The sequence below is a fragment of the Pseudomonas extremaustralis genome (genome assembly GCF_900102035.1).
In the GTDB taxonomy this organism is placed as follows: Bacteria; Pseudomonadota; Gammaproteobacteria; order Pseudomonadales; family Pseudomonadaceae; genus Aquipseudomonas; species Aquipseudomonas extremaustralis.
In genome coordinates this window covers 1,338,277-1,358,729 of the sequence record NZ_LT629689.1, presented here as the reverse complement: position 1 = coordinate 1,358,729, position 20,453 = coordinate 1,338,277, and the positions used below count along the sequence as shown (strand labels likewise).

At 63.9% G+C, this 20,453-nt stretch carries 15 protein-coding genes and 1 pseudogene; 8 read left to right on the top strand and 8 right to left on the bottom strand.

The window, feature by feature from the left end; genetic code table 11:
• Positions 1–88: 88 nt before the first annotated feature.
• Together BLR63_RS32545 and BLR63_RS06580 are read left to right on the top strand one after the other, a co-directional pair.
• Positions 89–355, top strand: a pseudogene (locus BLR63_RS32545) (PAS domain-containing protein); the annotation flags it as partial.
• Between the two features lie 201 nt (positions 356–556).
• Positions 557–1,654 carry a methyl-accepting chemotaxis protein gene (locus tag BLR63_RS06580; RefSeq protein ID WP_420893342.1) on the top strand — a complete coding sequence of 366 codons (1,098 nt, stop codon included), beginning with the start codon at positions 557–559 and terminating at the stop codon, positions 1,652–1,654.
• A 51-nt stretch (positions 1,655–1,705) separates the two neighbouring features.
• Here the strand turns inward: BLR63_RS06580 and BLR63_RS06575 are convergent, their stop codons facing one another.
• From BLR63_RS06575 to BLR63_RS06550, 6 genes are read right to left on the bottom strand one after another with little or no spacing between them, the layout of a single operon-like run.
• On the bottom strand, positions 1,706–1,900 hold the full coding sequence (locus BLR63_RS06575; protein ID WP_010565470.1) for a hypothetical protein: 195 nt from the start codon (positions 1,898–1,900) through the stop codon (positions 1,706–1,708).
• On the bottom strand, positions 1,890–2,750 hold the full coding sequence (locus tag BLR63_RS06570; protein WP_010565471.1) for an alpha/beta hydrolase: 861 nt from the start codon (positions 2,748–2,750) through the stop codon (positions 1,890–1,892). The genes BLR63_RS06575 and BLR63_RS06570 overlap by 11 nt, the downstream gene beginning before the upstream one ends.
• Before the next feature lie 4 nt (positions 2,751–2,754).
• Positions 2,755–4,701: an autotransporter family protein gene (locus tag BLR63_RS06565; protein WP_010565472.1), complete on the bottom strand. Its 1,947-nt coding sequence runs from the start codon at positions 4,699–4,701 to the stop codon at positions 2,755–2,757.
• Between the two features lie 50 nt (positions 4,702–4,751).
• Positions 4,752–5,870 (bottom strand): ESPR domain-containing protein, encoded by a 1,119-nt coding sequence (locus BLR63_RS32100; protein ID WP_083365935.1) that lies wholly within the window; start codon positions 5,868–5,870, stop codon positions 4,752–4,754.
• A gap of 43 nt (positions 5,871–5,913) precedes the next feature.
• Positions 5,914–6,735: a sulfotransferase family protein gene (locus BLR63_RS06555; protein WP_197676788.1), complete on the bottom strand. Its 822-nt coding sequence runs from the start codon at positions 6,733–6,735 to the stop codon at positions 5,914–5,916.
• Positions 6,732–7,238 carry a hypothetical protein gene (locus BLR63_RS06550; protein ID WP_010565476.1) on the bottom strand — a complete coding sequence of 169 codons (507 nt, stop codon included), beginning with the start codon at positions 7,236–7,238 and terminating at the stop codon, positions 6,732–6,734. The genes BLR63_RS06555 and BLR63_RS06550 overlap by 4 nt, the downstream gene beginning before the upstream one ends.
• A gap of 389 nt (positions 7,239–7,627) precedes the next feature.
• On the opposite strand from BLR63_RS06550, the gene BLR63_RS06545 reads away from it, so the two are divergent.
• The 5 genes from BLR63_RS06545 to BLR63_RS06525 are packed head-to-tail and all read left to right on the top strand — an operon-like array spanning position 7,628 to position 12,833.
• The gene (locus BLR63_RS06545; RefSeq protein WP_010565477.1) at positions 7,628–8,707 is read left to right on the top strand and encodes an AMP-binding protein; all 1,080 of its coding nucleotides are present in this window, start codon (positions 7,628–7,630) and stop codon (positions 8,705–8,707) included.
• Positions 8,691–9,467, top strand: a complete 777-nt coding sequence (locus tag BLR63_RS06540) for an ABC transporter ATP-binding protein (RefSeq protein WP_010565478.1) — start codon at positions 8,691–8,693, stop codon at positions 9,465–9,467. The genes BLR63_RS06545 and BLR63_RS06540 overlap by 17 nt, the downstream gene beginning before the upstream one ends.
• A 2-nt stretch (positions 9,468–9,469) precedes the next feature.
• Positions 9,470–10,351, top strand: a complete 882-nt coding sequence (locus tag BLR63_RS06535) for a branched-chain amino acid ABC transporter permease (RefSeq protein ID WP_010565479.1) — start codon at positions 9,470–9,472, stop codon at positions 10,349–10,351.
• A 22-nt stretch (positions 10,352–10,373) separates the two neighbouring features.
• On the top strand, positions 10,374–11,441 hold the full coding sequence (locus tag BLR63_RS06530) for a branched-chain amino acid ABC transporter permease (RefSeq protein WP_010565480.1): 1,068 nt from the start codon (positions 10,374–10,376) through the stop codon (positions 11,439–11,441).
• A gap of 60 nt (positions 11,442–11,501) precedes the next feature.
• On the top strand, positions 11,502–12,833 hold the full coding sequence (locus BLR63_RS06525; protein WP_010565481.1) for an ABC transporter substrate-binding protein: 1,332 nt from the start codon (positions 11,502–11,504) through the stop codon (positions 12,831–12,833).
• A 122-nt stretch (positions 12,834–12,955) separates the two neighbouring features.
• Here the strand turns inward: BLR63_RS06525 and nirD are convergent, their stop codons facing one another.
• Together nirD and nirB are read right to left on the bottom strand one after the other, a co-directional pair.
• The gene (nirD, locus tag BLR63_RS06520) at positions 12,956–13,318 is read right to left on the bottom strand and encodes a nitrite reductase small subunit NirD (protein WP_010565482.1); all 363 of its coding nucleotides are present in this window, start codon (positions 13,316–13,318) and stop codon (positions 12,956–12,958) included.
• Positions 13,318–15,879: a nitrite reductase large subunit NirB gene (nirB, locus tag BLR63_RS06515; protein WP_010565483.1), complete on the bottom strand. Its 2,562-nt coding sequence runs from the start codon at positions 15,877–15,879 to the stop codon at positions 13,318–13,320. The genes nirD and nirB overlap by 1 nt, the downstream gene beginning before the upstream one ends.
• A gap of 553 nt (positions 15,880–16,432) precedes the next feature.
• Here nirB and BLR63_RS06505 point away from each other — a divergent pair.
• Positions 16,433–20,437, top strand: a complete 4,005-nt coding sequence (locus BLR63_RS06505) for a bifunctional nitrate reductase/sulfite reductase flavoprotein subunit alpha (RefSeq protein WP_010565484.1) — start codon at positions 16,433–16,435, stop codon at positions 20,435–20,437.
• Positions 20,438–20,453 lie beyond the last annotated feature (16 nt).

Below are 20,453 nucleotides of genomic sequence, written 5' to 3'. Positions count from 1 at the left end.
TTGACCGGCGGCTGGCTAAATGCCAAATGTGCATTAACCTTTTGCCTGTCGGCGCCGATGGTATGAGTGCAACCAGGGAGTAGTCGGAATGCGCAACAATCAGCCTGTCACACAGCGTGAGATATCCCTCGCGCCGCAGCAAAAACTCATCTCCGCCACCGATGTACGCGGTGTCATTACTTACTGTAATGACGCATTTGTTGATATCAGCGGTTTCAACCGCGCCGATCTGATCGGCGCCCCCCAGAACATTGTGCGTCACCCCGATGTACCTCCCGCCATATTTGCGCACATGTGGAGTGCACTCAAACAAGGCCAGCCCTGGATGGGCATCGTCAAGAACCGCTCCAAGAACGGTGATCACTATTGGGTCAACGCCTACGTCACGCCGATATTCGACGGCAACCAAGTGGTGGGTTTCGAGTCGGTCCGGGTCAAGCCCACCGCCGATGAAATCCGCCGCGCCCAGGCGTTGTACCAGCGCATCAGCCAGGGCAAGGCCGGCGTGCCGCGCCGCAATGCCTGGCTACCGGCAACCCTGGGCTGCGTGCCCTACATGGTGACCGGCGTGGCGGGCAGCGTGGCTGGCCTGTTCCTCAGCGCACCGGTGGCCATTGCGGTCGCCGTGGCGGTCGCGGTGCCGGTGGGCTTGCTGTGCTCGCGCTGGCGTCAAGGCAGCACTTTACGCCTGCTGGCGGGGGTCGAGCCTTCGACCTCGGATGCCTTGATCGCACAAATGTACAGTGACGCAAGCGGCCCCCAAGGACGTTTGGAAACCGCGTTCCTCAGCCAGACCGCGCGCCTGAAGACCTGCCTTACGCGCCTGCAGGACAGCGCCGAACAACTCAGCGCCCTGGCCGGGCAATCCGATCAACTGGCCCACGCCAGCTCCAAAGGCCTGGATCGTCAGCGCACGGAAACCGAACAGGTCTCCGCCGCAGTCAACCAGATGGCCGCGACCACCCAGGAAGTCGCCAGTCACGTGCAACGCACCGCCGATGCCACCCAGCAAGCCAATGTGCTGACCGGGCGTGGCCGTGAGGTGGCGCGCGATACCCGTCAAGCCATCGAACGCCTGTCCGCCATGGTCGGCGAGACCGGCGCCACCGTGGCGCAATTGGCCAGGGACAGCGACGAGATCGGCAGCGTGGTCGATGTGATCAAAGGCATCGCCGATCAAACCAACCTGTTGGCGCTCAACGCCGCGATTGAAGCCGCACGCGCCGGGGATATGGGCCGGGGCTTTGCGGTGGTGGCCGATGAAGTGCGCCAGCTGGCTCAGCGCACCTCCCAGTCCACCATGCAGATCCATGGGCTGATCACCCAGTTGCAGGCGTCCTCCAACAATGCCGTGCAAAGCATGGAACACGGCCAGCGCCAGGCCCAGGAAGGCGTGGCCTGGGTACTGGAAGCCGACCAGGCCCTGGTGGGCATCAGCGAAGCCGTTTCGCACATCACCGAAATGACCACCCAGATCGCCGCCGCCACCGAAGAACAAAGCGCGGTTGCCGAGGAGATCAGCCGCAACATCACCACCATCGCTGAACTGGCCGACCAGACCTCGCTACAGGCCCATCAATCCAACGACCTGAGCAAAGAGCTGACCAACACCGCTGCCACCCAATATGCGCTGGTCGAACGCTTCAATCGCTGATTCGCACCGCGAAAGGTCGCCCGTTCAACGGGCGACCCGACGTGATTGCGCTTAATCGGCCTTGAGCGGTCGCGGTATTTTTTCCAGCACATAGCCCAGCAGCGTTGCCACGCTCGCCTCCAGGGATTCCCTCGCGGTTTCAAGCCGTAACTGCGGTTGCAGCGAGGCCGACAGCCCGGTGAGCCAGATCACGGCGCCCTCGTGACCAAAACGCGGGGAGCCGGGCAGCATGGATTCATCGTTCATCGTCGGCTCTCTTCATACAGCGTGGCGGTTCATTCGATAGCGCCGGCCACGCCCGCGCCCAGTCACTGTCATGCCGCATCGTCGGCACGACGCGCACCTGCGTACAGTGCCCGCCGGTCGCAGCGGCGAAGCGCTGGGCAATCACCGGGGGCACGACCGAATCGTCACTGCCGGTGTAGTGGATTTGCGGCAGGTCGATCAATCGCGGGGCGATGTCGATGGCGTTGAGTGAGCCCGGCATAGGCGTTACCCGGTGCAGGCGATTGACCTCGTCCACATCCAGATTACCCGCCACCGTGCGCAGGCTGATGACATCCCCGCGCCTGGCGGCGAGCAGCGCGGCGATAGTGGCACCGCCCGAGTAGCCGACCAGATGAATCGGCTGCCCAGGTACGCGGGCGGTGTACTGATTGATAGCCTGGTTCATCGTCACGACGACGTCTTCGGCGAAACGCTTGCCGGTCCAATAACTGACCTCGCAGCGCGGGTTGACGGCCATGGGCGTGAATTGGCAGGGCCGAGCGAGGTACAGCACATTCGGTGCCGGGTCCGCTGCGGCGAGTTTGAGCCCTTGCGCATTGATCGGGGTAGGGTTCGACGAGGGCTGGCTGCGCGTGCGCCAGGCAAAGCCGTCGCCTTCGATATACACCGTCAATGGCAGGTCCGGGCGGGTGATCCGGTAAAAACCGGTGAGGACAAAACGCTCGGTCGGCACCTGCGCCATGACCAGCCCGCCGGCCTGCGCAACCGTCTGCGCCTGTCGGGTGAGTTCGAGCTGATTCGGCGCAGCCGCGCACCCGGCCAGCAACAGGCTGAACAGCCCCGTCAGCAGGCCGCGTGCGCGCAACACCAGGCTAGAACGCCCAGCGCGCTTCGGCTGAAGCGGTCTGATTGAGGTAGTCAGTGCGTTTCTCCACGTCATAGCGCACACCCAATTGCAACTGGCCGTTGACCTGATAGTTCAGCCCCGTACCGCCGCGCACCAACCACCGTTGCGGATCGCCCGAATAGGTGGTGAAGCTGGCACCCGGCGCCCCGGCGAAGCTGGTGCTGATCGAGTCGCGGCTGGCCAGGAAATCGTAGCCCACGCCCAGATTGCCACTGACACTGACCTGTTGGGTCAAGTCATGGCTGAGCTTGCCGTCGACGCCCAGGATGAACTGGTCGGTGGAGCGGCTCTTGGCGCTCAGGTCCAAGTCTTGCGCGCCTTTTTCGCGGTAAGCCTCGTCTTTGATCCAGGTGTAGTCGGCACGCAGCGACGGCGTGAAGCGCGTGGCCGTACTCAAGTGGAAGGTTCGGTCCAGGGATGCGCCAGCGTGGGCCGTCCAGGAATCGTAGTTGGACTTGGCCTGCAACCCGGCAAAGTCGATATCCCGTGAGCCTTCGTTATGGTTCTGGCCGCCGTCGATCTGGAAGTTCAGGTCGGTGGTGTCGTCCAGGTGGTACGTGCCGTAGCCGACCAACTGATACACATTGGTCTTCAACTGTTGGCGCGCGGTGTCGCCACTGCTGCGCGTGTCCACATTGGCGTAGATGAACGCCGTGCCGAGCAGCCAGCGGTCGTTGAGGCTGGCATCCAGGCCGAACGCCAGACCGCCCACCGTCGAGTTGAACCCGGCGAGACCGCCACGGCTTTCCTGGTCGGCCCAGCTGCCGAACGGTTTGATCCACAGATGCTGGTCGGTGAACGCCGCATCGCCCGACGACAACCCGCGAACCGCCTCGCTGCGTCCCTGGATCACGCCGTTGATGCCACTCAACGCGGTACGCGCCGATTCAGTGGAGCCGCCCGCCAGTATCGGCAAGGTCTGCGTCGCGGCATTGGAGACTTCAGCCTCGGTGCTCAACGGGATGAAATAACCGGCCAGGCGCCCACCGGGGTTGCTGGCGACAATACCGTCCAGCACCTGCGCGGCGCCGCGAGCCGGCGAGTTGCCAAGGGCCTGGACGCTGCCCAGCACCGTATTGCCCCCGCCGCCGCTGTTGCCGCCACCAGTACCATCGGCGACCACATTCAGGCTGACGCTGTTGGTGGTGTAGGTCGGGGTGAAATTGAACAGCAGGCTATTGTCGCTCACGCTGTCGAAGGTGCCGTTGATATGGCCAGTCGTCGTGAGCACATTTTGCAGTTGATTACCGATGCCCAGGGTGTTGCCGGACTTCACATCGACGTTGAGAGCTCCTGCCAGGAACGCATTGCCCGTGATCGCAAGCTTGCTGTACTGCGACGTGCTGAACGCGTTGATATTCAACGCGCCATGGCTGCCTTGGGTGTAATCGCCGCCAATCGACAACGTGGCATAAGGCGTCGCGACGGTGCCGATGCTCAGGTTGCCGGCGTTGATCACGCCGCCGGCGATGGACGCGGTGCCCGTGTTGAGCGTGCCGCTGTTCTGGATACCCAGCGCGCCCGCCAACTGTGCGCTGTCGTCCAGGACCAGCGTGCCGGCCTTCACCGCCCAGATCCTGCTGACGGTGTCGGTGCCCGTCAGCGTCCAGGCGCTGGTGCCGTCTTTTTCAAAACTGTCAAACCCTTGGTACTGCGCGGCACTGCCCACGGTCCCCAGTTGGCCGAGGTCGAAGCGGTTGCTTACGGCGTTGATATCGCCGCCAAAGGCCAATGTATCGGCGCTGCCTGAGTGGCTCACGACGTTGCCGAGGATGACCGAGTTGGCTTCCAGGACCAGGGTGTTGCCGCCCCCGGACAGCTCGATGGCATTGGCCCGCACACCCGCTCCGCCATTGGCGAAGCCGCCGGCGATGGTCCCGGCGTTATGGATAGTCGAATTGCCCGTGGACACAAGCCCTACTCCGCCCGCGCCGGCGGTGCCTGCCAGGCCGGAGCTGCCCGCTAGGCCTGACGAACCTGTGTAGCGATAGCCATACCCTGCCGAGCCTGCGGTTCCCCCTGGCCTGCGGCGCCTGCCAAGCCGCCGTTGCCGCCTTGAATCGTCCCCGTATTGAACACCTGCATACCGGCACCCGATACGCCAGCACCGCCTGCACCGCCGGTACCGCCATTACCGCCAAGGCCGCCGTTACCGCCGTTGCCGCCATATTTTCCCCAATCGCCACCGTTGCCTCCCGCTCCGCCCGCGCCACCGGCAACACCATTGGCACCGTGACCGCCGGAAATAGTGGAGTTGTTGACCAGCGCAAAAAAACTCCCCGAAACACCTGCGCCACCGCCAGCGCTTACGCCACCGCTGCTACCCGCGCCGCCGGTGCCGCCGGTGCCACCGTGCGTCCCCGAATATAAATAGTCGCTGTTGCCGCCTCTTCCGCCTCTTCCGCCGCTTCCTGCCGCCACTATGGACATACCCGCCCCGCCGGTCACCGTGGCATTGTTGGTGAGGGCAAAGAAGCTCCCACTGACGGCGCTGGAAGCATTGACCGTGTGGGCAACATAACTGCCGTCAGTCCCTACGCTACCTGTGCCAGCGGTACCTGTTCGGGAATAGGCACCGTCGGCGCCTGTAACACCATTGGACGCCGACCCCGTATTGGAAGCAGTGCCGGTAAACACGCCCGAAATTGCCGTTGTTAGCGTGCCGGCGTTAGAGCCGTTCAAGCTCAGCGAGCCGCCGCTGCCAGCCAGGCTCGCGCCCGCAATGGTCAACGGTGCGGCGGCGGTCAACGAGGTCAGCCCGTTGGCCGCCGCCACATTCGAACTCAGGACAATGCTGCTGACACTGGGGTCGATCAGCACCGTACCAAACGAACTCAAGCCTTCGCGCAACGACCCGGCGCCGGCGTCGGCGCCCGTGGTGACGGTAATCCGGGGAATTGCCCACGCGGAACTCGCCATGCTCAACGACAGCAATGCCAGGGGCCAGACCATGGCCTTGCACTGCCCGCCAAGACTGCGCGTTCCCGAACCACCGCAGCTTTTCGACTTCGCGGCCTCGGAAACCACCTGCAACGCCCCCAGGCTGGTGTTCCATACCAACCGATAAATGTCTTTGTTCATCTAGACCGCTCCAGTGCTGTACTTCGAGTCGCATCCGGGCCGTTCATAGAATTCGAACCCCTTGCGTATTGTTTTGTGGGTGTTGCCAGAAGGCATCGTTGGTAAAACGGGCAAATACATCTGGAGGCAACAGCGTCGGCCGAGGCAGCGCCTGCACGCTGGGCCTGACATCGTGCAGGCCAGGGGTGCCGGCGCGCTTGTCGAATTCTTGGGCGTCGAACTGGATGTTGTGCAGGTCGTGGCTGAAGGCCGGCTCGTCGATAAACGCGTAAATGCCGTCCAGCACCGCCTGCGGATCGCTGGCCAGGGTTTCGTAACGCACCAGCAACAAACGGCTGGCATGGGCGCCATAAAAAGCCTGTTTGAGCGCGTTGTAGGGGTAGCCGAGCATGCCTTCGGCATTCGCCAGCATATCGGCGCGGCTATACACCGTGCCGCCGGCCTGGAAGTTGAACAGCGCCGAAGGCAACAACATGTTGCTCTGCACCAGCCGCTCAACGCTGTCGATGATCCAGGGCACGTCACGCACACAGGCGATCACCTTGCTCTGGGGAAACAGACTGTGCAGCAGGGGCATCTGCGCGCACCAGGCGCGGTTGCTGTCGAAGACCACCGGCTGGGCGAACTCTTCGCCGTAGAACTGCTCGAACAGGCCGCGCAGGATGCGCTGGCGCTGCGGGTCGGAGATGAACAACGAATATTCATTGCTGCCGCCCATGCCATTGATCAGGTTGGTGACCAGTCCGGCCAAGGGGCTGCTCATGTGCGCGTGAAAACGCGGGTTCTGCCGCAACAAGGCCGACAGCAACGTCGAACCGGAACGTGGCAACCCGGAGATAAAGTGCAGGGTTCGTTCGGCCATCATGGGGCCTCCTGGCGAGCCGATGACTGGAACAACAGGTGCCAGACGCTCTGGCCATGCTCGTTGCAGCCGAGGAATGAAAGGCCCCCGCGCTGGTTGATACGGGTACCCGACGGGCGTTCCAGTTTCGGGTTTTCGAGAACCACCATCATGCCGACCGGGGCCTGGGGCTCATCGGTATAGGCCAGGGCCAATTGTTGCCGAGTACCGGTGAACAGGCGCTGCGCGAGGCCCACGTCGCGGCAGTCCTTACGGATAAAGGTGCGATAGAACCAGTAAGGCGCCCCCGCCCCGAGGGCGCTGTACACCGAACTCACGCCAATGATCTGTCCGCTGGGGTTCAAGGCCACACAGGCCACCTCGAAGGTGCGCCGCCAAGCCTCGAACGCGTCCTTGATCGCCGCGTTGTCCTGCCAAAAACTGATCAGGGCCTGGCGCACGTCCGGAGTGACTTGCTGCCATACCCAGAAAATCCGGTATTGCTTGAATTCGCTGATCGATAACACGGCAATCTCTTGTCAAAGCGTCGAGTACAGGTACCCACCGGCAAACGCCCGAGCGGGTGATCGTCGGCGAAAAAAATAAGTGAAAATAGGGAGATAAGCTCGCGGATGATGCTGAGGAACAGCCACTTAATAGGCAAGCGATCGCATAATGACATCACTCAACAGGGCTGCGCAATGACTCCGTCAGTGGCAATCGGGACGGACGCGCTCGTACAGGTCAGGCACACCCTCTATCGGCTGTTGTTGCAACAACAGTAGTTGGACAGCTTGTGCTGAATCCACACAGACCCACCCCGAAAAAAATCCAACTATCTCATTGAATTAAAAGCACTTATCCCCCTGGCACGGCGTGTGCAATCCCCTTCGCATCAACCCCGAAGGAGGCCCCCATGCCGCAAACACTGCCCCAGGCACTGTTGCTTCAAGCCCGAACCCGAGGCGCGGCGATTGCCTTGCGCTATAAACGCCTGGGCATCTGGCACACGCGCAGCTGGAGCGAGCTGGCCGATGAGGTCGCCCAGCTGGCCGCAGCCCTGCACCAACGCAACTTTGGCCCTGACGATAATGTGCTGATCATCAGCCAGGCGCGCCACGAAGCGTTGTTGCTGGCGCTGGCCGCGCAGTGGTTGGGTGGCAGCGTCACGCTGCTGGACCCCGAGCGTGATAACCGCGCGTTGCTGGCCGAGCTGCGGCCGCGCTTTGTGTTGGCGCAAGACCTGGATGCGTTGCAACAACTCGATGAGCGCCAGGTGGTGCTGTACCTCGACGGGCGTGGCCTGAATCAGCACCTGGACGACGGCTTGATCGCCTATGCCGACTTGATCGCGACCACACCGCCACCGGCCTGCGCCACGCAATGGGGCCGCACCGCGTTCGTCTTTTATGCCGACACGCCCCTGCGCTTGAACCACGATCAGTTGCTCGCCGGCGCCCGTGCGCTGGTCGAGCGCGAACACTTGAGCGCCGATGAGGAGGCCCTGGCCGCGCGGGTGTTCGCCGCCAGCGGACAGGCACGCTACCTGCTCGCACCCTGGCTGCACGCCGGCTTTCGCCTGAATTTCCCCGAGGCCCTCGCCACCCGCGATACCGACCGCCGGGAACTCGGCCCTACCCTGGTACTGGGCACCCGTGAATCCTATGGGCGCCTGGAACTGTGGGTGCGTGAACGCCTGCCGATGCCGGGCACCTTCAGCCATCGCCTGTACCACTGGGCCCTGCAACCGAGCCGCTGGGCCGTGCGCCGCTGGCTCGGGCACTGGCTGGTGCGGCGCCCGTTGCGTGATGTGCTGGGCATGAGCCGCCTGCGCGTGCCGTTGCTGGTGGGACCGCCGCTGACCCCGGAAAGCGCGGCGTTCTTCGGCGCGCTGGGCATTCGTCCGCGCGCCTGGCAAGAACCGCAGCACCACACGACCAGCGACCATCTGTTGTCTCAATCCGCCCGACGAGCCCTCCATGCACGCACCCACTGAATCGGTATTACTGCGGCTCGATGACATCTCCCTGTCGTTCAAGGGCATCAAGGCCATCACCTCCATCAGCTTTGACGTCAAGGCTGGCGATATCTGCGGGCTGATCGGCCCCAACGGCGCCGGCAAAAGCTCGCTGCTGAATGTGATCAACGGCGTCTACCACCCCCAGAGCGGCAGCATCCGCTACGCCGGCCAGACCCGGCGGCGCATGCGCGCCCATCAAGCGGCCGAAGGCGGGATCGCACGGACCTTTCAAAACATCGCGCTGTTCAAGGGCATGAGCGTGCTCGACAACGTACTCACCGGCCGCAACCTCAAGCGCCGCAGCAGTTGGCTCGAACAGATGCTGCGCGTGGGCCGGGCGCCCCGTGAAGACGACGCGCACCGCCTGCACGCGGAAAAGGTGATCACCTTTTTGCAGATCCATCCCTGGCGCCATGTGCTGGTCGGCACCCTGCCCTACGGCCTGCAAAAACGGGTCGAGCTGGCCCGCGCCCTGGCGGCCGAACCCACCCTGCTGTTGCTCGACGAACCCATGGCCGGCATGAACGCCCAGGAGAAAGCGCAGATGAGCCAATTCATCCGCGACATCAACCGCGAATTCGGCACCACGGTGGTGTTGATCGAACACGACATCGGCGTGGTCATGGGGCTGTGCGACCACGTGGTGGTGCTCGACTACGGTCGCAAGATCGGCGACGGCACCCCGGAACAGGTGCGCGCCAACCCCGATGTCATCGCTGCCTACCTGGGGACCTGAGCATGGAATTTTTCTTTGAAGTGCTGATCGGCGGGCTGCTGGCGGGCGTGATGTATTCCCTGGTGGCGATCGGCTTTGTGCTGATCTACAAGGCCTCGGGGGTGTTCAACTTTGCCCAGGGCGCCATGGTGCTGTTCGCCGCGCTGACGTTCGTCAGCCTGCTGGAACGCAATGTGCCGTTCTTCTGGGCGTTCCTGGCCACCCTGGCGAGCATGGTGGTGCTGGCGTTGCTGATCGAAAAAGTGGTGCTGCGGCCCCTGGTCAATCGCCCGCCGATCATCCTGTTCATGGCCACCCTGGGGCTGTCTTACTTGGTCGAAGGGTTCGCGCAGTTTCTCTGGGGCGCGCAGGTGCATGGGCTGGACCTGGGCATCGCCGACGAACCGCTGGAAATCCGCGGCATGCTGCTCTCGCAATTCGACGTGTTCGCCGCCGGCACCGCCGCCGTGCTGGTGATCGCCCTGTCGTTGCTATTCAACAAAACACGTGTGGGCCTGTCGTTGCGCGCCGTGGCCGACGATCCCCTGGCCTCCATTTCCATCGGTATCCGCCTGCCGCGCATCTGGGCGCTGGTCTGGGCCGTGGCGGGGTTTGTCGGCCTGGTGGCCGGGTTGCTCTGGGGCGCGCGCCTGGGCGTGCAGTTCTCGCTGTCGCTGGTGGTGCTCAAGGCCCTGCCGGTGCTGATCATCGGTGGCTTTTCTTCCATCGGCGGCGCGATTGTCGGCGGGTTGATCATCGGCGCCAGTGAGAAAGTCGCCGAGATCTACCTCGGCCCGCTCATCGGCAGCGGCATAGAAAACTGGGTGCCCTACGTCCTGGCCTTGCTGTTCCTGCTGGTGCGGCCTGCCGGGTTGTTCGGCGAGCGCGCCATCGAACGGGTCTGATTGTCCTTGAGGAAATGCCTGCATGCTGTATCAAGAAGTCGGTCAAATCAGTACCTCCTACGCGGCCGAGCGCCGCACCTTCCGTCTGCGCCAGGACCGCGTCGCGTTGTGGTTGCTGCTGGGCTTCGCATTTTTCGCGGTGCCATGGCTGGGCAATGACTATTGGTTCAGCGCGATTCTGGTGCCGCTGCTGGTGCTGTCCCTGGCGGGGCTGGGGCTCAACCTGTTGACCGGCTATGCCGGGCAATTGTCATTGGGTTCGGCGGCGTTCATGGCGGTGGGCGCGTTTGCCGCCTACAACCTGCAATTGCGCGTCCCCGGATTGCCGCTGCTGGTGAGCTTCGCCCTGGGCGGGGTGATCGCCGCCCTGGTGGCGGTGCTGTTCGGCTTGCCGAGCCTGCGCATCAAGGGCTTTTACCTGCTGGTCTCGACCCTGGCCGCGCAGTTCGTGGTGGAGTGGGTGCTCACGCGCTTCAGCTGGTTTACCAACGACAACGCGTCCGGCGTGATCACCTCGCCGCCGTTGCTGATTGCCGGGCTGGATTTCAGCTCGCCGCGCGGCCGTTACGTGTTGACCCTGGCCGTGGTGGCCGCGCTGTTCTGGCTGGGCAAGAACCTGGTGCGCAGCGAACTGGGGCGCAACTGGATGGCCGTGCGCGACATGGACACCGCCGCCGCCGTGATCGGTATTCGTCTGTTGAAGACCAAGTTGCTGGCCTTTGCGATCAGCGGCTTCTACCTGGGCGTCGCCGGCTCGCTGTGGGCGTTCGCCTACCTGGGCACGGTGGAACCCCACGGCTTTGACTTGAGCCGCTCGTTCCAGGTGCTGTTCATCATCATCATCGGCGGCCTGGGCAGCGTGCTCGGCAACTTTCTGGGGGCCGCATTCATCGTGCTGTTCCCGATCCTGCTGGCCCATCTCTTCGCCCTGCTGCCCGCAGGCTTGATGGACGCCGGCCAGCTGGAAAACATCCAGAAGATGCTGTTCGGTGCGCTGATCATCGCCTTCCTGATCAAAGAACCCCAAGGCCTGGCGCGGCTGTGGCAGCGCTTTCGCCAACGGGCCAGGGTCTGGCCGCTGCGCTACTGACTCGGTTTTTTTCTCACCCCACAACAACCCAACCCCAGCTTTTCCCGAGGAAACGCCTCTATGAAACACCGTACATCGCTGCGCCGCCTGGCACTGGGCCTGGCCTTGATCACCGCCGGGCTCACGGCGAGCGTCCAGGCCGCCAACGAACAATACTTCCCATTGCAGAGCTACCGGGTCGGCCCTTACGCCGCCGGCGGCACGGGGTTCTTCGGTGGTTTTATCGACTACCTGCAATACATCAACGCAAAGGGCGGGGTGAACGGCGTCAAGCTGACCTGGAGCGAGTGCGAAACCGAGTACGTGGTGGAAAAAGGCGTCGAGTGCTATGAGCGCCTCAAAGGTGGCCTCAACGGTGCGCCGGCCGCCGCCACCAACCCGCTGTCGGTGGGCATCGCCTACGCCACACTGGATCGCTCCACCGCCGACAAGCTGCCGCTGATCACCATCAACCACGGCCGCACCGACTCCACCGACGGCAGCGTGTTCCCCTACGTGTTCCCGCTGCAACTGAACCCGTATTCGGAAGTCTCGGCGATCATCAACTACATCGGCCAACGCGAAGGCGGCGCCGACAAGCTCAAGGGCAAGAAAATCGCAGTGCTCTACCACGGCTCGCCCTATGGCAAGGAAACCAACGGCGTGCTGGAAACCCTGGCGAAAAACGCCGGTTTCGAGCTGACCCTGCTTGAAGTGCCGCATCCGGGCAACGAGCAACAGTCCCAGTGGCTGAATATCCGCCGCCTCAAGCCAGACTGGGTGATCCTGCGCGGCTGGGGTGTGATGAACCCGGTGGCGCTTAAATCCGCGCAGAAAGTCGGTTACCCGGCCGATCACATCATCGGCAATATCTGGAGCAACTCGGAAGAAGACGTGGTACCGGCCGGCGCCGCCGCCAAAGGCTTTATCTCGATTACCACGCACCCGTCCGGCACCGACTTCCCGGTGCTGCAAGGCATCAAGCAAAGCGTGGTGGACGCTGGTAAAGGCAACCTGGCCGATCCGAAGCGCTTCGGGACGGTGTACTACAACCTCGGGGTGGTGAACGGCATTCTCAATGTCGAAGCCGTGCGTCTGGCCCAGGAAAAATATGGCAACAAGCCCTTGACCGGTGAGCAAGTGCGCTGGGGCTTCGAACACTTGAACCTGGACGATGCGCGCTTGCAGGCACTGGGCGCCAAGGGCCTGGTGCAACCGCTGAAACTGTCCTGCGCCGACCACGAAGGCGGCGGCGCCGTACGCTTCCAGCAATGGGACGGCCAACACTGGAACCTGATCAGCGATTGGGTCCAAGCCGACCGCGCCCTGCTGCGCCCGATCATCGAAGCTTCCGCCGCGCAATACGCCAAGGAAAAAGGCATCACCCCGCGCAATTGCAGCCAGGAACAGTAATCCCCTCCCCGCATTCATGGGCTTTGTGGTAGGGGGCTTGCTCGCGAAGCCCCCAAACACAGCGCATTTACCCAGGAAGAGCGCGTTATCGTTGGCGATTTTCGCGGGCAAGCCCGCTACATTCAGTCCATTGCCAACTCCACCACCCCGCCGTTCAACCGCACCGGCCACACACGCAAGTGTTGATGCGGTGCTTCCAGGCATTGGCCATCCCGCAGGCGGTAATGCTGCTTGTAGATCGGCGCCGCCACCACCAACTCGCCCTTGATGCTGGCGACCAGTCCACGCCCGATCACATTCGCGCCGGATTCCGGGTCGTGATTGTCGATGGCGTACAGCGTCTGCTCCTCTGCGCCGGGCAGGTAGAACAGCGCCACTTGCGCGCCGTCGGCCCACACCACCACGCCAGAGTTGCGCACCAGGTCGTGCTCGTCGCACACGCGTTTCCAGAGGGCAAGGTTTCGTTGAGTGTTGGACTGGCGCATCAGGCAATCTCCTCGGTGACGGCAATCAGGTTGAGTTCGGCGGCCATGATCGGCCGGCGCTGGCCGCGTTCCTGGACAAAATGGATGTCCGGGTCGGGGCGTTTGTCGTTGACGAAGGTGCGGAAGCGCTTGAGTTTTTCCGGGTCCTTGAGGGCGTTGGCCCATTCGCATTCGTAGCGATCGACGATCAGTTGCATCTGCGCTTCAAGCTCGGCGCCCAGGCCCAGGCTGTCGTGCAGGATCACGGCCTTGAGGAAATCCAGGCCGCCTTCCAGGCTTTCGCGCCACACCGAGGTGCGTTGCAGCTTGTCGGCGGTGCGGATGTAGAACATCAGGAAGCGGTCGATGTACCGGATCAGCGTGGCGTCATCCAGGTCGGTGGCGAACAGTTCCGCATGACGCGGGCGCATGCCACCGTTGCCGGCGATGTAGAGGTTCCAGCCCTTCTCGGTGGCGATCACGCCGACGTCCTTGCTCTGGGCTTCGGCGCACTCGCGGGTGCAGCCGGACACCGCGAACTTGAGCTTGTGCGGCGAGCGCAGGCCTTTGTAGCGGTCTTCGATCAGCAGCGCCATTTTCACGCTGTCCTGCACGCCGTAGCGGCACCAGGTGCTGCCCACGCAGGACTTCACCGTGCGCGTGGATTTGCCATAGGCATGCCCGGTCTCGAAACCGGCCGCGATCAGCTCGGCCCAGATGTCCGGCAGCTCGTGCAGTTGCGCGCCAAACAGGTCGATGCGCTGGCCGCCGGTGATCTTGGTGTAGAGCTCGTATTTCTTCGCCACCTCGCCGATCACGATGAGTTTGTCCGCGGTGATCTCGCCGCCGGGAATACGCGGCACCACCGAGTAGGTGCCGTTTTTCTGCATGTTGGCCATGAAGGTGTCGTTGGTGTCCTGCAAGGGCACCAGGGACGCGTCCATGATCGGCTGGTTCCAGCACGAAGCCAGGATCGAGCCCACCGCCGGCTTGCACACGTCGCAACCGATGTGGCCACGGCCATGTTTGGCCAACAGTTCTTCGAAGGTGCTGAGCCCTTCCACACGAACCAGCGCGTACAGCTCCTGACGGGTGTAGGCGAAGTGTTCGCACAGGCTCTTGTCGACACTGACGCCACGGGCCACCAGCTCATGCTCGAACACCTGCTTGAGCAAGCCGGCGCAGCCGCCGCAACCGGTGCAGGCCTTGGTCTGGGTCTTGAGCCCGCCGAGGTCGCTGCAACCGCCGTCGATGGCCGAGCAGATCGCGCCCTTGGTCACGTTGTGACACGAGCAGACGGTGGCCGATTCGGGCAAGGCGCCGGGGCCAAGGGTCGGCGCGCCGCTGGACGACGGCAGGATCAAACTGGCCGGTTCCGGCGGCAGCGCGATGCGGTTCTGCATGTATTGCAGCAAGGTGTCGTAGTAGCTGTTGTCGCCCACCAGCACCGCGCCGATCACATGCTTGCCGCTGGCGTCCACCACCAGGCGGCGATAGCTGGCCGTGGCCTCGTCGATGAACTGGTAGCTGCGCGCGCCCGGCGTGTGGGCATGGGCATCGCCGATGGAACCGACGTCCACGCCCAGCAGTTTGAGCTTGGTGGACATGTCGGCGCCGATAAAGGGTTCGGCGGCCTGCTCGCACAACAGCGCAGCGACCCCGCGGGCCATCTGGTAGCCCGGTGCGACCAGGCCGAACAGGCTGCCGTTCCAGGACGCACACTCGCCGATCGCGTAGATGTGCGGATCGACGCTCAGGCATTCGTCGTTGATCACCACGCCGCCGCGCGGGCCGATCTCCAGGCCGGCCTGGCGGGCCAGAGTGTCCTGGGCGCGGATCCCGGCGGAGAACACGATCAGGTCGGTTTCGAGGAATTCGTCGTTGGCGAAATTCATGCGGTAGCGGTACTGCTCGCCCGCGCTGATCGACTGCGTGGCGCGGGACAAGTGGACGCCGACGCCGAGGCGTTCGATCTGCGCCTTGAGCGCCATGCCGCCGAAGTCATCCAGTTGCACCGGCATCAGGCGCGGCGCGAATTCCACCACGTGGGCTTCCAGACCCAGACTTTTCAGGGCATTGGCAGCTTCCAGGCCCAGCAGGCCACCGCCGACCACCACACCGCGCCGCGCATTGGCCGCTGCGGCGCGGATCGCGTCGAGGTCTTGCAAAGTGCGGTAGACCAGCCGCGAATCGCCTTCGGCGCCGTCGATGGGCGGTACGAACGGGTACGAACCGGTGGCCAGCACCAACGTGTCATACGCGACGCAGCCTTGGGCGGTGATCACCTCGCGACGCTCGCGGTCGATCTCCAGCACCGGCACCCCCAGGTGCAAGGTGACGCCCGGCGTGTGGTACAGCGCCGCATCGGACAGCGCCAGCGATTCGGCATCGCGGCCGGTGAAATACTCGGACAGATGCACACGGTCATAGGCGCGCATCGGCTCCTCGCTGAACACATGCAACTGGTAGTGATCCAGCGCGCCACGCGCGATCAGTTGCTCCACGCAATGGTGGCCGACCATGCCATTGCCGACGACGATCAGGGTTTTGTTGTGTTTGCTACTGGCGATAGTGGAATTCATATCAAGCACCCGACACAGCTCATCACGGTTGAAAAAAGCAAAAAAAAACGCCTGAAACCTTGCGGTTCCAGGCGTCTTTGCCTGTTCTTATGCGGGGTCGGATCGGGCGACTTCGCCGGATCCACCGCTATTGCCCATGACCTTTATGGCCTGTCGATCGTCGTTGACCGAGGTGGGTTGCAGGTGAGCTTGCAGGCTCTGTGCCAACCCGCCGTCAGGCCCACGGCAGCGGCTTCAGACCGATAGAACCGCGCCCACCACGCCTCCAACTGGTGCACCCCGCCTCATAAACGCGCATATCACCTGTAGGAGCGAGCTCGTTCGCGAAAACCCCAAAGTCGCCCCATAGCCCCAGGAAGACCGCATTATCGTTGGCGATTTTCGCGAGCAAGCTCGGCCGTGGAAAAGCTGGCGCGTGACTTGCTAGGAACACCGCAAGAGCAGTCAACGCTGATTGCCCATTCACGACAAAGGCGCCGTGCAATCCCCGTTTCCAACGGAGGGTTGCAGGGCGCTTTTTTGTTGGCGGGTAAAAAAGTCTCGAGGGTTAGGAATGGCAAACCAAAGCGTACGCAGTGTGTGTCCCTATTGTGGCGTGGGCTGCGGCATCGTCATGCAGGTGGAGGACAACAAAGTGGTCAAGGTGATCGGCGACCAGGCCCACCCCACCAACGTCGGCAGGCTGTGCACCAAGGGCAGCACCTGCGGGCAAGCCATCGCCGAGTCCGGGCGCATGGAAAATGCCTATGTGCGCGAGAAGCGCGACCACGACCCGGTGCGCATCGCCATGGACCAGGCAATCGGTGAGACCGCCGGCCGCCTGCGCCATATCCTCGACCGCGACGGCCCCGATGCCGTGGCCTTTTATGTCTCCGGGCAGATGTCGCTGGAGGCCCAGTACCTGGTCAACAAACTGGCCAAGGGCTTTGTGCGCACGCCCCACATCGAATCCAACTCGCGCCTGTGCATGGCCAGCGCCGGCAGCGGCTACAAGCTGTCCCTGGGTGCCGACGGGCCGCCGGGGTCCTATGAGGACTTCGACCGCGCCGACCTGTTCTTCGTGATCGGCGCGAACATGGCCGACTGTCACCCGATCCTGTTCCTGCGCATGATGGATCGGGTCAAGGCCGGGGCGAAGCTGATCGTGGTCGATCCCCGACGCAGCGCTACGGCCGACAAGGCCGACCTGTTCCTGCAGATTTTGCCGGGCACCGACCTGGCCCTGCTCAACGGCCTGCTGCACCTGCTGGTGAACAACAGCCATACCGACCCAGCGTTCATTGCCGCCTTTACCCAGGGCTGGGACGCCATGCCGGGCTTTCTCGAGGACTACCCGCCCCAGCGCGTCGCCGAGCTTACGGGCCTGGCCGAAGCGGATATCCGCCAGGCCGCCGACTGGATCGGCCACGCCGCCGACTGGATGAGTTGCTGGACCATGGGCCTCAACCAGAGCACCCACGGCACCTGGAATACCAACGCGCTGTGCAACCTGCACCTGGCCACCGGCGCCATCTGCCGGCCCGGCAGCGGGCCGTTTTCCCTCACCGGCCAGCCCAACGCCATGGGCGGGCGCGAAATGGGCTACATGGGCCCGGGCCTGCCGGGGCAACGTTCGCTGCTGGTGGAGGGCGACCGCGCGTTTATCGAAGACCTCTGGCAAATCCCCGGCGACAGCCTGCCGCGCCAGGCCGGCGGCGGCACCGTGGCGATGTTCGAGCAGATGGCCGCCGGGCAGATCAAAGCCTGTTGGATCATCTGCACCAACCCGGTGGCCAGCGTGCCTAATCGCCGCACGGTCATCGACGCCCTGCAAGCCGCCGAACTGGTGATCACCCAGGACGCCTTCCTCGACACCGAGACCAACCGCTACGCCGACATCCTGCTGCCCGGCGCGCTGTGGGCCGAGGCCGAAGGCGTGATGATCAACTCCGAACGCAACCTGACCCTGATGCAAAAAGCTGTCGAACCGCCCGGCGAGAGCTTGCCCGACTGGCAGATCATCGCCAGGGTCGCCTGCGCCATGGGCTATGCCGAGGCCTTCAGTTATACGAGCGCCGCCGAGGTGTTCGAGGAGCTCAAGCGCGCCTGGAACCCCCAGACCGGCTACGACCTGCGCGGCGCCAGCCACCCGCGCCTGCGCGAACAACCGCTGCAATGGCCCTGCGCCTCCCCGGACGCGGCGGACCGCAACCCGATCCGCTACCGCCAGGGCGACACACTCACCTTCCCCACCGAAAGCGGCAAAGGCCAATTCCTGCTCCGCCCCCATATGCCGCCGGCGGAGATGCCCGACGCGGCGTTTCCCTTCGTATTGAATACCGGCCGCGTGCAGCACCAGTGGCACACCCTGACCAAGACCGGCAAGGTCGCCACCCTGAACAAACTCAACCCCGGCCCGTTCGTCGAACTGCACCCCGCAGACGCCGCCAGCCTGGGCATCAAGGACAAAGACGCGGTGCAGATCCGCTCGCAGCGCGGCCATGCGGTGCTGCCCGCCGTGGTCACCGACCGGGTACAGCCCGGCCACTGCTTTGCGCCGTTTCACTGGAACGATGTGTTTGGCCAACACCTGGCAATCAACGCCGTGACCCATGACGCGGTCGACCCGATTTCACTGCAGCCCGAATTCAAGTTCTGCGCCGTGGAACTGACCCGCGTCGAGTTGATCGACCATCAGTTCCTCGACGTGCCCGCCCCTGCGGCCAACGACACTGCCCCCTTAGCAGAGGACCTCAGCTTGTCGCGCCTCAACGCCTTCGCCGACCTCGTCGGCATCCGCCACCTCTCGCCGCCGCCCCTGAGCGACAGCGAACGCACCTACCTCGCCGGGTTCCTCAATGGCCTGCAAGCGAACGCCGCGCGTCAGGCCATCGGTGTCCCGACCATGCCGGCGAATGCGCCGCTGACCCAGGACGCACGGTTATGGCTGGACGGTCTGCTCGGTGGCTTGTTCAACAGCCCGGCGACCAGCGCCCCGCCCGCGCCGACCGTCACCCTGTTATGGGCCTCGCAAACCGGCAACGCCGAAGCCCTGGCCGAGCGTTTTGCCCAGCGCCTGCGCGAAGCGGGCATGGCGGTGCAACTGAGCGCCATGGCGGACTTCCCCGCCAGCCAACTGGCCCACACGCAAAACCTGGCGTTAATCAGCAGCACCTTCGGCGACGGCGACCCACCGGACAACGGCGAGGGTTTCTGGCACAGCCTCAGCAGCGCCGAGATGCGCCTGGACTCGCTGCGCTTTGCCGTCCTGGCCCTGGGCGATCCAAACTACGCCCAGTTCTGCCGGCACGGCCAGCGACTCGACCAACGCCTGCTGGAACTGGGGGCCACTCGCCTGCTGGAGCGCGTCGACTGCGACACCGAATTCGAAGCACGCGCCGATGCCTGGTTGACGCAGTTCCTGCACAGCCTCAATCCGGCAAAACCCATGACACCCGCGTCGCCCGCCACACCTGCCGGCAAAACCAAGCTGCATGGGTCACGCCTGCTGCTCAATCGGCACCTGAACCCGCAAAGCCAGCACAAGGAAACCCGCCAGTTCGCCCTCGACCTGGCCGAATCGGGGCTCAGCTACGAGGCCGGCGATGCCCTCGGCGTGCGACCGCGCAACTGCCCGGAACTGGTCGATGAATTGCTCGACCTGCTGCGCTTGGGTGCCAATACCCCGGTGAACATCGACACCTTCGGCGACATGCCACTGCAACAGGCATTGACCCAGCATTTCGAAATCGCCCGTCCCAGCAGCGACACCCTGGGGTTTATCGCCGAGCGCAGCACCAATCCGGGGCTCAAGCAGTTGCTTGAGCCCGAACGCAAAGCCGAACTCCAGGACTGGCTGTGGGGCCGGCAACTGGCCGACATCCTTCAGGCCTACCCCATCGAGTGTTCGGCGGACGACCTGCTCGGCACCCTCAAGCGCCTGCAACCGCGCCTGTACTCCATCGCTTCCAGCGCCAAGGCCTGCCCGCACGAAGTCCACCTCACCGTGGCTGCCGTGCGCTATGGCAAGCGCAAGGGCGTGTCGTCGACTTTCCTCGCCGACCGCGCCGGCGAAGGCGAAGTACCGGTGTTCGTGCAGCCATCCAAGCACTTTCGCACGCCCGCCGACGGCACGCTGCCGATGATCATGATCGGCCCCGGCACCGGCGTGGCGCCGTTCCGCGCGTTTCTGCAAGAGCGCCGGGCCCTGGGGCATGCAGGGCGCAACTGGCTGTTCTTTGGCGAGCAACACGCCGCCAGCGACTTCTATTACCAGGACGAACTGCAAGGCATGCAGCGCGACGGCCTGCTCACCCACCTGAGCCTGGCGTTTTCCCGCGACCAGGCGCAGAAGGTGTATGTGCAGGACCGCATCCGCGAACAGGGCGCCGAGCTGTGGCGCTGGCTGCAGGACGGCGCCAAGGTATACATCTGCGGCGATGCCAGCCATATGGCCAAGGACGTCGACCAGGCACTCCGGCAAGTCGCGCAAAGCCATGGCGGGCTTGGCGTGGACGGCGCCATGGAATATTGGCGCCAGTTGAGCGAGCAGAAGCGTTATCTGCGCGATGTGTATTGATGGGATACGGCAGGAA

Bases quoted from the DNA above. Each gene is read 5' to 3' on its own strand.
- BLR63_RS06555 (WP_197676788.1), bottom strand. From the start codon at position 6,735: ATGATGGCCGAACGAACCCTGCACTTTATCTCCGGGTTGCCACGTTCC.
- BLR63_RS06535 (WP_010565479.1), top strand. From the start codon at position 9,470: ATGGAATTTTTCTTTGAAGTGCTGATCGGCGGGCTGCTGGCGGGCGTG.
- nirB (WP_010565483.1), bottom strand. From the start codon at position 15,879: ATGAATTCCACTATCGCCAGTAGCAAACACAACAAAACCCTGATCGTC.
- BLR63_RS06530 (WP_010565480.1), top strand. From the start codon at position 10,374: ATGCTGTATCAAGAAGTCGGTCAAATCAGTACCTCCTACGCGGCCGAG.
- BLR63_RS06575 (WP_010565470.1), bottom strand. From the start codon at position 1,900: ATGAACGATGAATCCATGCTGCCCGGCTCCCCGCGTTTTGGTCACGAG.
- BLR63_RS32100 (WP_083365935.1), bottom strand. From the start codon at position 5,870: ATGAACAAAGACATTTATCGGTTGGTATGGAACACCAGCCTGGGGGCG.
- BLR63_RS06540 (WP_010565478.1), top strand. From the start codon at position 8,691: ATGCACGCACCCACTGAATCGGTATTACTGCGGCTCGATGACATCTCC.
- nirD (WP_010565482.1), bottom strand. From the start codon at position 13,318: ATGCGCCAGTCCAACACTCAACGAAACCTTGCCCTCTGGAAACGCGTG.
- BLR63_RS06545 (WP_010565477.1), top strand. From the start codon at position 7,628: ATGCCGCAAACACTGCCCCAGGCACTGTTGCTTCAAGCCCGAACCCGA.
- BLR63_RS06505 (WP_010565484.1), top strand. From the start codon at position 16,433: ATGGCAAACCAAAGCGTACGCAGTGTGTGTCCCTATTGTGGCGTGGGC.
- BLR63_RS06580 (WP_420893342.1), top strand. From the start codon at position 557: ATGGTGACCGGCGTGGCGGGCAGCGTGGCTGGCCTGTTCCTCAGCGCA.
- BLR63_RS06525 (WP_010565481.1), top strand. From the start codon at position 11,502: ATGAAACACCGTACATCGCTGCGCCGCCTGGCACTGGGCCTGGCCTTG.